14 protein-coding genes are annotated in these 15,917 nt (G+C 34.3%); 8 read left to right on the top strand and 6 right to left on the bottom strand.

Going from position 1 to position 15,917, the window contains the following annotated elements; all coding sequences use genetic code 11:
• Positions 1-124: 124 nt before the first annotated feature.
• The 4 genes from B0I10_RS03290 to B0I10_RS03275 all read left to right on the top strand — a co-directional run bounded on the left by B0I10_RS03290 (position 125) and on the right by B0I10_RS03275 (position 1,953).
• Positions 125-445, top strand: a complete 321-nt coding sequence (locus tag B0I10_RS03290) for a single-stranded DNA-binding protein (protein ID WP_394336155.1) — start codon at positions 125-127, stop codon at positions 443-445.
• 80 nt (positions 446-525) lie between these two features.
• Positions 526-846 (top strand): single-stranded DNA-binding protein, encoded by a 321-nt coding sequence (locus B0I10_RS03285; protein WP_112085318.1) that lies wholly within the window; start codon positions 526-528, stop codon positions 844-846.
• 22 nt (positions 847-868) lie between these two features.
• Complete coding sequence (locus B0I10_RS03280; RefSeq protein ID WP_146740305.1) at positions 869-1,321, top strand: HRDC domain-containing protein; 453 nt, start codon at positions 869-871, stop codon at positions 1,319-1,321.
• A gap of 185 nt (positions 1,322-1,506) precedes the next feature.
• Positions 1,507-1,953 (top strand): hypothetical protein, encoded by a 447-nt coding sequence (locus B0I10_RS03275; RefSeq protein WP_146740304.1) that lies wholly within the window; start codon positions 1,507-1,509, stop codon positions 1,951-1,953.
• On the opposite strand, the gene B0I10_RS03270 is transcribed toward B0I10_RS03275, so the two are convergent.
• The 5 genes from B0I10_RS03270 to metG are packed head-to-tail and all read right to left on the bottom strand — an operon-like array spanning position 1,950 to position 8,773.
• On the bottom strand, positions 1,950-2,849 hold the full coding sequence (locus B0I10_RS03270; RefSeq protein ID WP_112085070.1) for a histone deacetylase family protein: 900 nt from the start codon (positions 2,847-2,849) through the stop codon (positions 1,950-1,952). The two genes, B0I10_RS03275 and B0I10_RS03270, sit on opposite strands and share 4 nt — an antisense overlap.
• 3 nt (positions 2,850-2,852) lie before the next feature.
• Positions 2,853-4,274, bottom strand: a complete 1,422-nt coding sequence (locus B0I10_RS03265; RefSeq protein WP_112085069.1) for a hypothetical protein — start codon at positions 4,272-4,274, stop codon at positions 2,853-2,855.
• A 41-nt stretch (positions 4,275-4,315) separates the two neighbouring features.
• On the bottom strand, positions 4,316-5,005 hold the full coding sequence (locus B0I10_RS03260) for an HAD family hydrolase (protein WP_112085068.1): 690 nt from the start codon (positions 5,003-5,005) through the stop codon (positions 4,316-4,318).
• A gap of 14 nt (positions 5,006-5,019) precedes the next feature.
• The gene (locus tag B0I10_RS03255) at positions 5,020-6,675 is read right to left on the bottom strand and encodes a S8 family serine peptidase (RefSeq protein WP_112085067.1); all 1,656 of its coding nucleotides are present in this window, start codon (positions 6,673-6,675) and stop codon (positions 5,020-5,022) included.
• Positions 6,676-6,715: 40 nt separating this feature from the next.
• Positions 6,716-8,773, bottom strand: a complete 2,058-nt coding sequence (gene metG, locus B0I10_RS03250) for a methionine--tRNA ligase (protein WP_112085066.1) — start codon at positions 8,771-8,773, stop codon at positions 6,716-6,718.
• Between the two features lie 430 nt (positions 8,774-9,203).
• Here metG and B0I10_RS03245 point away from each other — a divergent pair, with 430 nt between their 5' ends.
• From B0I10_RS03245 to B0I10_RS03230, 4 genes are all read left to right on the top strand, one after another.
• Entirely contained in the window at positions 9,204-10,100 is an 897-nt protein-coding gene (locus B0I10_RS03245; protein WP_112085317.1) for a S66 peptidase family protein, read from the top strand.
• Between the two features lie 135 nt (positions 10,101-10,235).
• Complete coding sequence (locus B0I10_RS03240) at positions 10,236-10,595, top strand: YraN family protein (protein WP_112085065.1); 360 nt, start codon at positions 10,236-10,238, stop codon at positions 10,593-10,595.
• Positions 10,596-10,663: 68 nt separating this feature from the next.
• A complete protein-coding gene (locus B0I10_RS03235) occupies positions 10,664-11,821 on the top strand; it encodes a poly(ethylene terephthalate) hydrolase family protein (RefSeq protein ID WP_112085064.1) in 1,158 nt (385 codons plus the stop codon).
• 62 nt (positions 11,822-11,883) lie between these two features.
• On the top strand, positions 11,884-12,543 hold the full coding sequence (locus B0I10_RS03230) for an aspartate kinase (protein ID WP_112085063.1): 660 nt from the start codon (positions 11,884-11,886) through the stop codon (positions 12,541-12,543).
• A 33-nt stretch (positions 12,544-12,576) separates the two neighbouring features.
• Here B0I10_RS03230 and mfd read toward each other — a convergent pair whose 3' ends face one another.
• Positions 12,577-15,894 carry a transcription-repair coupling factor gene (gene mfd / locus B0I10_RS03225; RefSeq protein ID WP_394336173.1) on the bottom strand — a complete coding sequence of 1,106 codons (3,318 nt, stop codon included), beginning with the start codon at positions 15,892-15,894 and terminating at the stop codon, positions 12,577-12,579.
• Between the last annotated feature and the right edge of the window lie 23 nt (positions 15,895-15,917).

Below are 15,917 nucleotides of genomic sequence, written 5' to 3'. Positions count from 1 at the left end.
CAACCGAAAGTAATTGTTTTTCTACCGAATAAAATTTGCGGGTTGTCACAACTTTGCAATGTCGAAACGAAAGAACGACAACAATTTTTATAAACCATTTAAAATTTTAAAAGCCATGAATGCAATGAAAAACAAAGTACAATTAATCGGACATGTTGGAAACGAACCAATTATTAGAGATTTAGACGGAGGAAAAAAAGTAGCCAACTTATCGCTAGCCACAAAAGACGTTTTCGTAAACAAAAGTGGAGATCAAAAAGAACAAACGCAATGGCACAGTGTAGTTGCCTGGGGAAAAACAGCTGAAATCATCGAACGATTTGTTGAAAAAGGAAAACAAATTGGAATTACCGGGAAACTTACTTCCAGAAGTTACGACGATAAAGAAGGAAACAAACGTTACGTCACTGAAGTAGTTGTGAGTGAATTGTTGTTGATGAAATAAGAGGTCAATTTTAAAAGTTAATAACAATTTCAAAAATCAATTTCAAAAATCAATTTTAAATTTTATACGCCATGAATACAATGAAAAACAGAGTACAGTTAATCGGTCATGTAGGAAATGACCCAGAAGTAAAAACCTTTGAAGGTGGAAAAGTAGCCAATTTGAATATCGCGACCAATGATTCGTACACCAATAAAAAAGGAGAAAAAGTGGAACAAACCGAGTGGCATCGTGTAGTTGCTTGGGATAAAAACGCTGAAATCATCGAAAAACTCGTAACCAAAGGAAAAGAAATAGCCATTGAAGGTAAACTCGCTACCAGAAGTTACGATGATAAAGAAGGAAACAAACGTTACATTACCGAAGTAGTTGTAAGCGATATTATGGTAATTGGAAAGTAACTCAACCTTACAACTAGAAATTATGAAAGTAAAACATTTCAGAGTTCGTGTAAGTGGGGAGCATTTGCAGAACGATCAAGACGCTATCAATCAGTTTTTAACAGGCGTAAACGTTGAAAAAACGGCAACTAATTTTATAACCGGAATGATTGATTACTGGTCAGTATTAGTTTTCTATTCGCCAAAAACCGAAAAAACCAGAGAAACGTCAGAAAATGAGAAAGTTGCCGTTTTAAATTATGATGAGTTAACGCAAGAAGAAAAAATCACGCTTAATTCATTGAAGCATTGGCGAAGTGAAAAATCATCTAAATTAGGTTTGCCGCAGTATATGATTTGTCATAATTCTGAATTGATGACAATTGCAAAAATGCGACCTGATTCGGTTGACGAATTAAAAAAAATAAAAGGATTTGGGGAGAATAAAATCTCAAGATATGGCAATGATATTATTTCATTATTACACGCCAGCTAAAATTGAATTAAATTGCAAAAAAGCGACAACCTTAAAAATTGTCGCTTTTTTTGTGAAAATAAGAATTTGAAAACGTAGAAATTAAAAACTTTTCAACACGAAAACGTTTTCGTTGTGGTGGTGTATGGGTGTAATGTTAAAATAATCAAATTATTAATTAATTTTATTATTCAAAACTAAAAAAAGTGAATTTTTTCAAGTTTACATCCGTTTTAAGTATGTTGTTTTTGTTTTCATTTTGTTCTTTTGGACAAGTTGGAATTAATACAACTAATCCATTGAGTACATTGGATTTGAATGGTAATTTATCCATAAAAGTATTAACTTTAAACGGAGGAAATAGCGTTGCTGCAGCTACAATAATAAATGATGGTGTTTACATCTCTTTAGATCCAAGGAACAACACGAGTGATTTTTATTCACTTCCAAACCCTGTAAATGTACCCGGTAGGGTTTATTTTATTAGAAACATTACAGATTTTGATACCGCAAAATTGAGTATTCAAGGTAGTTCTCGATTTTTCCCAAAAAACTCTTCGTCAGGTAGTTTTACATTAGATTTACCCCCAAATGCTATAAACAAAACTATCATTTTGGTAAGCGATGGTTTTAATTGGACTTATTATAATTAAAAAACATCCTTAGCTATTCGAAACGTATTGGCATGAGCTTCTACAATTGTTTTGATTTCCGGTGAATAACCGCCTCCCATGCTCACTTGAACCGGAATTTGATGTTTCAAACATTGTTCAAAAACCATTTCATCTCTTTTTTTACAACCTTCTATCGTGCACGATAATTTACCTAATTTATCGGTAGCCAAAATATCTACACCCGCCAAGTAAAAAATAAAATCAGGTTTTTGTTGTTCAATTATTTTGGGTAATGTCTCTTTTAAAATTTTTAGATAAGACGCATCATTGGTTTCATCCGGTAAAGCAATATCTAAATCAGAAACTTCTTTTTTAAACGGATAATTAGATTTTCCATGCATGGAAAATGTGAAAACAGAAGAATTTTTACTGAATATTTCTGCTGTCCCATTTCCTTGATGCACATCTAAGTCTGCAATCAATATCTTTTTTGATAATTTATGGTTGAGAAGGTATTGAGCAGCAATGGCTTGATCGTTTAATAAACAAAAGGCTTCACCTCTATCGGAATAGGCATGATGTGTTCCTCCTGCTATGTTGAATGCTACTCCGGTTTCAATAGCTTTTTGTGCCCCTATAATTGTCCCGTTGGCAATTCTAAGTTCGCGTTCCACCAATTCAACAGATAAGGGAAAGCCAATTTTTCTTGCTGCTCTGGGGTCTAAAGTTAATAGCAGTAAATCATTTAAATAGTTAGAAGAGTGAACGGCCAATACGTCTTCTATATTTGCCTTTTCAGGTTCAAAAAAATCTTGAACAGTAACCGTGCCTTCATACAGTAATTGTTGTGGAAGCAATTCGTACTTCAACATCGGAAAACGATGTCCTTCCGGTAAGGAATGTTTGTAAATTGGATGATAAGCAATCGAAATCATTGATTAGAAATCAGAAATTAATGGATAACCATCTTCAAATTTTCTTAAAATAATTTGTTTTGCACTTGCATCGTAATAACTTAGTATGAAATAGCTTTTGTGTTTAGTCGTGTTTTGTAGTTTAAGGGTAGTATTATCTTGCAAAAAACCCGATATGTAATCAATCGCTAGCGGACCAAAAGGAGTTGATTTAGGTTTAAATTTACGATCAAACCTACATTCAAAATACACATTTTGCATTATTTCGCTAGAGGTCATATCCGGGAAGGTCCCATAGTCACCAATCATTATTCCGCCAATGGTTAATAGAGTCCCTAAAACAATTCCATCAGAAGTAATGGTAGTATTGGTTCCTCCCACCGTGATTAATAAATCGCCTTCTGTTTGATAAACCGAAATTCCTAAGGATTTATTTTTTAATCGTTTTAGGAATTTTTCAGTATTTTTAATTTCTCGTGGTTGAGAATTTCCATTTTGGATGTAAAGAGGAGAATTCTTAAACTGTATTTTTTCTTCTGCCAATACGCTATATTCTTGAACACTTTCTATCTCATTATAGTCATGTCTAGATATCATTAATTGATTTTTGTTGGCTTTTAATTGGTATAAATTTTCCTGATGGTAAAAGGAATTCGAATCATATTCTTCTGAGTTTATAGCGGTTTTAGGGAAAACCTTTTCTTTAACTTCATAACTGCTCAAATCTATTTCAAAAACATGTGTTTGAGCGGAGCTATAATCTAAAGTAATCAATAACTTATTTTTTATCGCATATAACTTGACTTTGTTTGTAGCGGCATATAATGGATTAAAACTTTCATTGTCAATAACTTCTATTGGATTAGTTGCGATATATTTTGCAATAGATATTGGTCTTGATTGATTGAGTCCCAACTTAAATGACTTAAAATCAAGTGTTTTTTCATCGTATTTATTCCCTTGAAGCGCATATAGTCTTAACTGTTCTTCTTTTTTTACATAGCTTAAAAAGTAGAACAGATTTTTATGCTTGAATGAAGAAAGTAATAATTCGTCTTTAAAAGGAATTTCAAAAAGAATGGTATCCGTTTTATGGTTATTAAAATCATACGTTTGAGACATGAATTTTTTATAATCTTTTGAAGCCCAATATGCCACAAAATCATTTTTGTGATTGAAACTATTTCCAATAATCAAAGGGTAATTTTTGTCAGTTTTTGTTTTTAAACTATCAGAAAAAAACAAGGCTTTGTTGTATTTAATTAAAGTTGTAATTTCTTTATCTGCCGCCAAAACATAAAACTTATCGTTAAAATTATCAATGGTCGAGTAAAGTTGATGAAAATCAGATGATTTTTTTAACTCTAAATCGACTGAACCAATTTTTGTTTGACTAAAAAAGGGTAAAGCACATAAAAACAACAAGATAGATAGTTTAATTTTCATAGTTTTTTTTAAGATAGCGTTACAAAAAGAAAATTAATGGATTATTCCATGATAATTGGCACAACTTCACTAATGTTATTCAATGTTTTGAAATTATGATGTTCAATACTATAGTCAATTCGTTCATAAGCCCAAGTCGTGTGATACGGTATGTGAATCGCATGACCGCCAATATTTAAAACCGGCAAAACATCTGACTTTAATGAGTTGCCAATCATCACAAAATTTGCAGGTTGAATATCTAAACGTCCCAACATTTTTTGATAATCTACTTCTGTTTTATCACTTAACACTTCAATATGATGAAAAAAATGTCCAATTCCCGAATCATGCAATTTGCGGTGTTGGTCTTTTAAATCTCCTTTTGTGGCCACAATTAGTTTGTGAATTCCGTTTAATTGTTTCAAAACATCCTCCACCTCTGGCAGTAACTCTACGGGCTTTTCCAATAAATCCTTGCCAATAGCCATAATTTGTTCAATTCCTTTTCCTGTAATTTGATGATTGGTGAGTTGTAAAGCCGCCTCAATCATAGATAAGGTAAAGGCTTTTATTCCAAAACCATACAAAGGCAAGTTTTTAACTTGGTAATTTAAAATTAGACCCAAAATTTCTTGACTTGATGCATAATCTTGGAATAAACGACAAAAACGTTCTTGAGCCTCTTCAAAATAAGGTTCATTGTGCCACAAGGTATCGTCTGCATCGAATGCGATTACTTTTTTAGTCATTGTAATTTTGTAATTTATTTTTTGACAATTTTTTTAACAATTTTTTTATCATTGAAACCTAATTCTAAAAAATATACTCCACTCTCTAATTCAGTTACATCAATCATTGTTTTTATATTTTCTAAAGACTTAATAAACCTGCCCGAAATATCATAAATTAAAATAGAGTATAGCTCATCAACATTTGAATGCAGATAAAGAAAGTCATTTGTTGGGTTGGGGTAAAGGTTAATCTCACTATTTGAATTAAAACTGGTTGTAGATAAGTTCTGTAAATAAGATAATACATTGAAAGCATTTACTCTACCTGCTCCGTAATATTGATCCCACCCCAGAGTGTCTTCACTAGGATTACCAACTTGGTCCTGAGCAGTATTTCTCAGGATTGTTCTAATTTCTGTAACAGTTAAGTTGGGATTAATTGACAGCATCAAACTAACAACTCCTGAAACTAAAGGAGTTGCTTGAGATGTACCACCCCAATATGATCCATAACTAGTATTTGATGTATGAGACAATCCATAAATGTAATTTCCCGGAGCAACAACATCAATATGATTGCCATAATTACTGCCGCTAGTGGCACTCCAAAAGAAAGGTGCACTTCTGTAATCATTTGGATTTGTAGAACCTACTGCGATTGCATTTGGAAAGGCAGCCGGATAATAACTAACATTGTTGTTAAAATTCATCATACAAGCTATCACAGGTATATTTTGGTCATAAGCAAAGTTTACAGCATTTTCATAAGCCAAAGAATAGCCACTGCCTCCTATCGATATACTAATTACATCTACCCCTCGATTTACTGCATAGTAAATTGATGAAATGATGTTTGAAGTGAAACCAGAATTATTTTCATTAAGCACTTTCAAAGGTAAAAGCTTGCAATTCCAATCTACTCCAGCATATCCAATGTTATTATTGGCATTTGCAACTGCAATTCCGGTTACATTGGTTCCGTGACCGTGATCATCTGTGGGGTCGTTGTCGTTGTTTACAAAGTCCCACCCGGAAAAATCATCAATATATCCGTTCTCGTCATCATCAAATCCATTTGATTGTTCTAGTGTGTTGAACCAAAATCTACCATTAAATTCAGGATGGTCCATTTTAATTCCGGAGTCAAGTACAGCCATCACAATAGTTGGACTTCCCGTTGTGATGTCCCAAGCTTCAATCATATCCACATCGGCATCCAAAACAGAAGGGCTCAAAGAAAATGTACCGTTGTTATTCAACCCCCATTGCCTAAAAAAGAATTGATCATTTGGTGTTGTGGATAATGGAACAAAACTTTCGGTTAAATCTACATTTTCACTTTGTTTTATGCCAGATCCATGTGAAATATAATCAGGCTCAACATAATCAAATAGAGAAGTTTCTTTAAGGGTTTTTATTAATGATTCGATGTTAACATCTGTTTCAAAAACAACTACTAACGGATTTCCATTTAAAGTTTTGGAACTAGAAATATTTAATTTTTTAACTTCTAAAACTGTATTTTCATCAAATAAGAAGTTCAATTCTTCTAGTTCATTTAAATTAATCACGGTTTTCTGAATGTCTTTTTTTAAACCTAAAATAATTCTGCTTTGAGAATATAATAATTCTTGTGCATAAAAATCTATTGACAATAATACAAGAAGGGCAACTAAAATGTTTTTCATGTCTTTGATGTTAAAAAATTAATATTAAATAAAGTCACATTTAACTTATCACCGCCCCATTATCCACCCCTTCCTTATCCGGATTCACAAAAACCAATTTCCCTTCCGCATTATTAGTCATTAAAATCATGCCTTGACTTTCTACTCCTCGTAACGCTCTTGGGGCTAAATTTATTAAAATGGTCACGCGTTTTCCAATGACTTCTTCCGGTGAAAAATATTCCGCAATTCCGGAAACGATGGTGCGTACATCAATTCCGGTATCCACTTTTAAAACCAATAATTTATTGGCTTTAGGCATTTTTTCAGCTTCTAAAATCGTACCGACACGCATATCTAATTTCGAAAAATCTTCAAATGTGGTGGTTTCCTTTTGAGGCTCAACAGTTCTGTTTTCCATTTTGTTTGCGGTTTTTGTGGCTTCCAATTTGTCTATTTGTTTTTGTATTTCGGCATCGTCAATTTGAGCAAATAAAATTTCACCTTGACCAATTTGATGATCTGGTTTTAACAATTCAGATGATTGTGCAACTTTTTCCCAAGTAACAGAATCATTCTGTAACATCTTAACCAATTTATTTGCTGTAAATGGCATAAACGGTTCCGATAAAACCCCCAAAGCTGTCGCAATTTGTAACGCCACATACATCTGTGTTTTCACACGTTCCGGATCAGTTTTCACCATTTTCCATGGTTCTTCATCAGCTAAATATTTATTTCCTAATCGAGCCACATTCATCAATTCGCCTTGTGCTTCTCTAAATCGATAACGTTCAATAGAACTTGAAATCACTGCCGGATAGGCTTTTAATTCCGCCAACGTTTGTTCATCCACTTCCGAAAATTCATTCGGTTGCGGTACAATTCCATCATAATATTTATTTGTAAGCACCACCACACGGTTGATGAAATTTCCGTATACCGCCGCCAATTCATTATTATTTCTCGCTTGAAAATCCTTCCAAGTAAAATCATTGTCTTTGGTTTCCGGTGCATTGGCGGTTAAAGCATATCGCAAAACATCTTGTTTATCCGGAAAATCAACTAAATATTCGTGTAACCAAACCGCCCAATTTTTGGAAGTCGATAATTTATTGCCTTCCAAATTCAAAAATTCATTCGCCGGAACATTGTCTGGCAAAATAAAACTGCCTTCGGCTTTCAACATCGCCGGGAAAATAATGCAATGAAACACAATATTATCTTTCCCAATAAAATGAACGAGTTTCGTGTCGGCATCTTTCCAATAGGGTTCCCACTCTTTTCCTTCTCTGGCAGCCCATTCTTTGGTAGAAGAAATGTAACCAATTGGAGCATCAAACCAAACATACAATTTCTTGCCTTCGGCACCTTCCGCCGGAACATCAATTCCCCAATCTAAATCTCGGGTTACGGCTCTTGGCTTCAAACCATCATCCAACCATGATTTCACTTGACCCAAAACATTGGTTTTCCAATCATTTTTATGACCCACCAAAATCCATTCTTTCAAAAAATCATCGTATCGATCCAAAGGCAAAAACCAGTGTTTTGTCGATTTCAAAATCGGAGTTTCACCCGTAATGGTTGATTTTGGATTAATCAAATCGGTTGCATTCAACGTAGAACCACATTTTTCACATTGATCGCCGTACGCTTCCTCATTGCCGCATTTCGGACAAGTTCCTACCACAAAGCGATCGGCCAAAAACTGATCGGCCTTTGCATCATACAATTGCTCATTCGTCTCTTCAATAAAATCGCCGTTCTCATATAATTTTCTAAAAAATGCCGAAGCAGTTTCGTGATGAATCGTAGCCGAAGTCCGCGAATAATTATCAAACGAAATCCCAAAATCTTCAAACGATTTCCGGATAATTCCGTCATATTTATCAATTACTTCCTGAGGCGTAATGCCTTCTTTTTTGGCTTTCATCGAAATCGCCACGCCGTGTTCATCGCTACCACAAATAAACGCGACATCTTTCCCCTGCAAACGCAAGTAACGAGCATAAATATCAGACGGAACATAAACTCCCGCCAAATGCCCAATGTGAATCGGTCCATTTGTATAAGGTAACGCCGCCGTAATCGTATATCTTTTTGGATTATCTATCATAAAATTTTTTTTCTCGCCAAGTCGCCAAGCCGCAAAAAGGCAAACGTTAAAGTTTTCTACTGCAAAAATAAGTTTTTTATCGCACAGACACGAAGCAATGACTTCAGAGATTGCATTTTATTTTTTTCAAGAAGCTATTCCGGCTATTTGTTCCAAGCTTTTTTGTCTTGTTGTTTTTTTCTAAGGCAAAAAAAGAGCTTCTGTTGGTCGCTTTTTTTCGCCAAGAAAAAATACAACAATCCGGCAAAAGGCTTTTCACTTCTATCCGGGCTATTAATTTATGCAGTAAATCATTTCAAAACAATTCAACTTGCTAAACCAAAGTATAATTTGTTTATTTGTTAAAAGAAAACAGGTGAACATGAAAAACGCTATAACTCTTTTATTGCTGGCACTTTTTTTCACCGCCCACGCTCAAATGGATAAAAAAATGATTATACCTCCCTATTTACAGAAAGGCGATACGGTTGCCATCGTAGCCACCGCTAGAAAACATATCAATGACGATTTAAAATTAGCCAAAGAATTTCTTGAAAATTGGGGTTTAAAAACCACCATCGGTTCGTCAATTGGTTTAGATAATCATCAACTAGCGGGAACAGACGAAGACCGAGCTAAGGATTTTCAAACCCAGTTAGACAATCCTAATGTAAAAGCCATTTGGTGCGTTCGAGGCGGTTATGGAACGGTTCGAATGGTCGATTTAATCGATTTTTCTAAGTTTAAACAAAATCCAAAATGGGTGATTGGATTTAGCGATGTAACAGTTTTGCATTCTCATTTAAATAATTTGGGTTTTCAATCCATTCACGGAATGATGCCGGTTAATATTCCTAGAGCTACTCCCGAAGCCAAAGAAAGCTTACGCAAAGCCATATTTGGCGAAAGTCTTTCCTATTCGATTCCGTATGATAAAATGAATAAGTTGGGTAAAGCAAAAGGTGAATTGGTAGGTGGTAACCTTTCCATTTTATACAGTTTGTTTGGGTCGGCTTCAGCGATAGATTGCACCGATAAAATATTATTTTTAGAGGATTTAGACGAATATTTATACCACATCGACCGCATGATGATGAACCTCAAACGCAACGGGTGTCTGGAAAGTTTAAAAGGAATTGTGGTGGGAAGCATGACCAAAATGAACGACAACGATATTCCATGGGGAAAAAATGCACTAGAAATTATTCAAGATATAACTCAAAAATATAATATTCCAATAGTCTATAATTTCCCGGCTGGGCACATTCCGGATAACCGACCATTGGTTTTTGGAAGGCAAGTCACATTGGAAGTTAGTGAAAATGCAACGGTTTTGAAGTTTGAATAATATTTTATTTTTTTAGAACACAGATTTTTAAAATCAAAGAAATTGAAAAAATGAATTTATAAATTATCTAAATTTTACCAATTTCTTCAATCTGTGTTCAAAAATAGATTCATTTTACCATTTTGAATTTTTAGTATGGCACAACACAACGAACTCGGTAAAAAAGGAGAAGAAATAGCCGCTGATTTTTTGCAAAAAGCCGGCTATGAAATCTTGGAACGCAACTGGGTTTTTCAAAAAGCAGAATTGGATATTGTTGCCCAAAAAGATAATATTTTGGCCATTGTGGAAGTCAAAACCAGAACTTCGGCAGACTTTGGTTTACCACAAGATTTCGTGAAAGGAAAAAAAATTCAAAACTTAGTCAAAGCCGTTGATCAGTACATGACCGAAAACGACCTCGATTTGGAAGTGCGTTTTGATATTATAGGTATTGTACTAAATAATAAAGAAACCACCATTGAGCATATCGAGGATGCTTTTTATTATTTTTAGTAAATTGCGTTAGTTTTCATGTAAATAGTTTATTTTTAACGTATTAATTAACAGATTTTGATTTTAAAATGAAAAAAGTATTCTTTTTTTGGTGTTTTGGTTGTATAACTGTTTTGGCTCAACCTTTTCAAATTGGGAGAACGACGCTGAACCTTTTTGATGCATCGCGTAATCGTACTATTGCCACCGAAGTTTTTTATCCTGCCGATAGTAATGCAGCGAATGTACCTATTACTTCTGCTAACAATGAAGCCTTTCCTTTGTTGTCTTTTGGTCATGGTTTTGTAATGACGTTTGATGCCTATCAAAATTTTTGGGAAGAATTGGTACCGCAAGGCTATATCATGGCATTTCCAAAAACAGAAGGTTCTTTTTCGCCATCGCATACCAATTTTGCTAAAGATTTAGCTTTTGTAATTGAAGCAATGAATGAATTAAATTCCCAGTCAAATTCGCCTTTTTTCTCACGAATTTCTCCTAATAATGCTGTGATGGGACATAGTATGGGCGGTGGTTGTGCCTTATTGGCTAAACAATATTCCACCCAAATCAATCACGTGGTTACTTTTGCTGCAGCAGAGACGAATCCTTCTGCAATTGCAGCTTCGGCAGGAATTGAATTGCCAACTTTTACAATTGCTGGGTTAAATGATTGTGTTACGCCGCCGGTAACCAATCAATTGCCGATTTATAATGCTTTGCAGAGTAATTGTAAGAACTATTTAGGCATCACCGGTGCCAGTCATTGTCAAATGGCTAATTTTAATTTTTTCTGTTCGGTTGGAGATGGAAGTTGTTCACCTTCTCCCACAATTTCCAGAGCACAACAACATCAAATTATTTTTTCATATCTCAATTTATGGTTAGATTATTATTTGAAAGAAAATTGCGTTTCAGGTGAACTTTTTGAAGCACTTAAAACCAATGATGATGAAAATGTTACAAACAGTAATTGCCAATTGTGTGAAAATTTATCGCTTGTAAATTTAAACTCATCCTTTTCTGTTGAAGTTTCTCCAAATCCATTCAACGAAATAATTACATTGAAATCAAACGATGAAACTACTTTTGAATATGCACTTTTTGATTTGAAAGCAAATAAAGTTCTCAAGGGAAAAGCAATTAACGTACTTCAATTAGAAACATCATTTCTTCCAAATGGAATTTATTTTCTTACAGTAAGCCAAAATCAACAAAAAAAGACATTCAAATTAATAAAACACTAAATGTTATATTTGTAACAAATTGTTTTTATTTATATCTTTGTAATGTTTTTAAACGTATAGATATGAAAACTATTTCTTCTGTTGTAGAGCATTACATCAAAACCAAACCTTTTTTATTGAGTGCTTTGTCGCAAGGGATTATCAATTTAACTTCGTTATCCCGAAACATGATGCCCGAATTGGAGCAAGAATTAGGAAAAGATGTCAAACAAGGAGCGGTAGTAATGGCTTTAAAACGCCTTTCGGAAGAATTGGATTTTCGGGTAAACCACAAAATCTTAAAGGTCTTAAAAAACATTGGTGAAATCACAGTTCGTTCTTCGTTGATCGATTATACATTTGCGGTTTCCGAAACCATTTTAGACAAACAAGCGGCATTAATTTCAGAAATTAATAAAGAAACCGGCATTTTTTATACATCTTCTCGCGGTGTAAACGAAACCAACATTGTGGTTAGTGAAACAGTTGTTCATTTAGTCGATAAGCATTTTGAAAGCGAAAAATTAATTCAGAAGTTAGAAAATTTAGCCTCTATCACAGTAAAATTACCAAAAGAAAACATCAGCATTCCCGGGATTTATTACTTTATTTTTCAACGTTTGGCTTGGGAAGGAATTATCATTAATGAAGTGATTTCCACTTCGAACGAGTTTACTATTTTAGTGAGTGAAGAAGAAGTTGATGTCGCTTTTAAAGTGATTAAGGACTTAAAAAGCCTATAAGTCATATAAGTTTAAAAGTAGATATTTTGAAAATTATCTTCCCATCAACTCCATCAATTCCAATGCCTTCCTAATCGATTTTACATTCTCAAAAGTCAGCAACAAACGCAAGCCGCTTTTGGTTTCTTTCTCTTTCATTTTACACAGGTTTCCGTGCAGTTGAACGAATTGCAATACTTTTCTAAATCGCGAAGATTGATAATAATCACTCTGTTGATCACCTACAAAATAACCAATCATCTTGCCTTGTTTCATAATGAGTTTTTCGATGCCTAATCGGGTGGCAATCCATTTAATTCGGATGCTATTCAACAACGCCTCTGCTTCTTTTGGCAAAGGTCCAAAACGGTCAATTAGCTTTTGTTCATAAGCTAATAAACCTTCTTCGTCTTTTACACTTCCAAGTTCATTGTATAAATTTAATCGCTCGTTAACACTATTAATGTAGTCATCCGGAAACAATAATTCGAAATCCGTATCAATTTGAAGGTCTTTTACAAATTCTTTGGTTTCAATATCATTTTCTTCCTGATACAATTCTTTGAATTCGTTTTCTTTTAATTCTTCAATGGCTTCGTTCATGATTTTTTGATAGGTGTCAAAACCAATTTCATTAATAAAACCACTTTGCTCACCACCTAATAAATCGCCGGCACCGCGAATTTCTAAATCTTTCATAGCAATGTTGAAACCACTTCCCAATTCGCTAAATTGCGTTAACGCATTGATTCGTTTTCTTGCATCTTCCGTCATCACCGATTGTGGAGGTGTAATGAAATAACAAAACGCTTTTTTATTGCTTCGACCCACACGACCACGCATTTGATGCAAATCGGATAAACCAAAATTATTGGCATTATTGATAAAAATCGTATTGGCATTTGGTACATCCAAACCACTTTCGATGATCGTTGTGGCGACCAATACATCAAATTCACCATTCATAAAACCAAGCATTAATTCTTCTAATTTTTTGCCATCCAATTGTCCGTGACCAATGCCAACACGAGCATCTGGAACGAGTCGTTGAATCATTCCGGCCACCTCTTTAATGTTTTCGATACGATTATTGATGAAAAAAACTTGACCATTTCGTTGAATTTCATACGAAACAGCATCTCGAATCAATTCTTCACTAAAACCTACCACATGACTTTCAATAGGATAACGATTCGGTGGAGGTGTTGTAATAACCGATAAATCTCTCGCTGCCATTAACGAAAATTGCAACGTTCTCGGAATCGGAGTCGCAGTCAACGTCAATGTATCAACCGTTGCTGAAATTGTTTTGAGTTTATCTTTTACATTCACTCCAAATTTCTGTTCTTCGTCAATAATTAATAAACCTAATTCTTTAAATTTTACATCTTTACTCACCAATTGATGCGTTCCTATGATGATATCCACTTTACCTTCTGCCAAACCTTTCAGTGTTTCGGTTTTTTGTTTGGCGGTTCTAAATCGGTTTAAATATTTCACCGTAACCGGCATATCTTTCAAACGTTCGGTAAATGTTCGATAATGTTGATACGCCAAAATTGTAGTTGGAACCAAAATGGCGACTTGTTTTCCGTTGTCAACCGCTTTAAATGCAGCACGAATGGCAACTTCTGTTTTCCCAAAACCAACATCGCCACAAACTAGTCGATCCATCGGACGATCGCGTTCCATGTCGTTTTTTACGTCTTGTGTAGCCGTAATTTGGTCGGGTGTATCTTCATAAATAAACGAACTTTCCAATTCTTTTTGCAAATAACTGTCCGGTGCACAAGCAAAACCTTTTTCCAAACGCCTTTTGGCATACAATTGAATCAAGTTGAATGCAATATGTTTGACACGAGCTTTGGTTTTTTGTTTTAAAACTTTCCACGCATTCGAACCTAATTTGTAAATTTTTGGAGGTGTTCCGTCTTTTCCATTGTATTTTGAAATTTTGTGAAGCGAATGAATGCTCACATACACAATGTCATTATCCGCATACACCAATTTGATGGCTTCTTGCATTTTCTCTTCCACCTGAATTTTTTGCAAACCACCAAATTTTCCGATGCCGTGGTCAATGTGCGTAACATAATCGCCAACCGAAAGTTGGGTTAATTCCTTTAACGTAATGGTTTGCTTCTTAGAATAACCGTTTTTGATGTTGAATTTATGATAACGTTCAAAAATTTGATGATCGGTATAACAGGCCAACTGATTTTCTTCGTCAATAAATCCTTGAAAAAGTGAAAAAACGATTGTTTTGTATTGTTTTCGAATGTTTTCGTGATTTTCCTCATCGATACTTTCAAAAATATCGTGAAAGCGATTGGCTTGATTTTCATTGGAACAAAACAGGTAATTTTTGATTCCGTTAAAGTGATTTTCGTTCAAATCATTCAACAATAAATCAAATTGTTTGTTGAAAGAAGGTTGTGGTTTGGTATGAAATTCAATCGTTTTTTCGGATTTAAAAATTGACTTCAATCCAATTTCAACGATTGAAAAATCAAGTGCTTTTTTTACAAATGACGATTGATTGATAAAAAGTTCATCCGGCGAAGCATGTTTGATATCTCCTGAAAGTTTGCCGAAAGCTTCCGTTGCTTTGTCAAATAATTTATCAAATTGACTCAAAACCATTTCCGTTTCCTGAACAAAAAGAACGGTTTTTGGGTTAATGTAATTTAGAAAACTTTCTCTATTTTCTTGTAAAAATTTATTTTCTACGTTGGGAATGATGGAAATTTTCTTCTGTTTTTCCAATGAAAGCTGCGTTTCTACGTCAAATGTTCGGATACTATCGACTTCATTTCCAAAAAATTCAATTCGATACGGATTATCATTGGAAAATGAAAACACATCGATGATTCCGCCACGAACTGAAAATTCGCCCGGTTCTGATACAAAATCTACACGCTTGAAATTGTATTCAAATAAAACTTCGTTGATAAAATCAATCGAAATTTGATCGGCAACGGCCACTTTCAATGTGTTTTTATCTAATTCTTTTCGGGTAACTACTTTTTCAAAAAGAGCTTCCGGATAAGTAACAATTATCGAAGGTTTTTTGCGGGAATTGATTCGGTTTAACACTTCAGCACGAAGCAAAATATTGGCATTATCCGTTTCTTCAATTTGATAAGGTCGGCGATACGAACTCGGATAGAACAAAACATCTTGGTCGTTGATGAGGTTTTCCAAATCATTCAAATAGTAAGCAGCTTCTTCTTTATCATTAAAAAGCAACAGAAAAGGCAACTCCGTTTTTTGAAATAACGATTGAATCACAAAGGATAACGACGAGCCAATTAATCCTTTGATTCTAATTTTATTTTCGGAAACGGCAATGTTTTCAGCTAATTGAATAATTTTAGCCGAAGAATTGTAAGCCG

It is taken from the genome of Flavobacterium lacus, from assembly GCF_003268815.1.
Classification (GTDB): Bacteria; Bacteroidota; Bacteroidia; order Flavobacteriales; family Flavobacteriaceae; genus Flavobacterium; species Flavobacterium lacus.
Note: the sequence above shows the minus strand (reverse complement) of the source record. Positions and strands in the feature narration are given on the sequence as shown.

What these genes read in the sequence shown, in the direction of transcription:
- B0I10_RS03290 (WP_394336155.1), top strand. Translation starts at nt 125, where the DNA reads ATGAAAAACAAAGTACAATTAATCGGACATGTTGGAAACGAACCAATT.
- B0I10_RS03285 (WP_112085318.1), top strand. Translation starts at nt 526, where the DNA reads ATGAAAAACAGAGTACAGTTAATCGGTCATGTAGGAAATGACCCAGAA.
- B0I10_RS03280 (WP_146740305.1), top strand. Translation starts at nt 869, where the DNA reads ATGAAAGTAAAACATTTCAGAGTTCGTGTAAGTGGGGAGCATTTGCAG.
- B0I10_RS03270 (WP_112085070.1), bottom strand. Translation starts at nt 2,849, where the DNA reads ATGATTTCGATTGCTTATCATCCAATTTACAAACATTCCTTACCGGAA.
- B0I10_RS03265 (WP_112085069.1), bottom strand. Translation starts at nt 4,274, where the DNA reads ATGAAAATTAAACTATCTATCTTGTTGTTTTTATGTGCTTTACCCTTT.
- B0I10_RS03260 (WP_112085068.1), bottom strand. Translation starts at nt 5,005, where the DNA reads ATGACTAAAAAAGTAATCGCATTCGATGCAGACGATACCTTGTGGCAC.
- B0I10_RS03255 (WP_112085067.1), bottom strand. Translation starts at nt 6,675, where the DNA reads ATGAAAAACATTTTAGTTGCCCTTCTTGTATTATTGTCAATAGATTTT.
- metG (WP_112085066.1), bottom strand. Translation starts at nt 8,773, where the DNA reads ATGATAGATAATCCAAAAAGATATACGATTACGGCGGCGTTACCTTAT.
- B0I10_RS03245 (WP_112085317.1), top strand. Translation starts at nt 9,204, where the DNA reads ATGATTATACCTCCCTATTTACAGAAAGGCGATACGGTTGCCATCGTA.
- B0I10_RS03240 (WP_112085065.1), top strand. Translation starts at nt 10,236, where the DNA reads ATGGCACAACACAACGAACTCGGTAAAAAAGGAGAAGAAATAGCCGCT.
- B0I10_RS03235 (WP_112085064.1), top strand. Translation starts at nt 10,664, where the DNA reads ATGAAAAAAGTATTCTTTTTTTGGTGTTTTGGTTGTATAACTGTTTTG.
- B0I10_RS03230 (WP_112085063.1), top strand. Translation starts at nt 11,884, where the DNA reads ATGAAAACTATTTCTTCTGTTGTAGAGCATTACATCAAAACCAAACCT.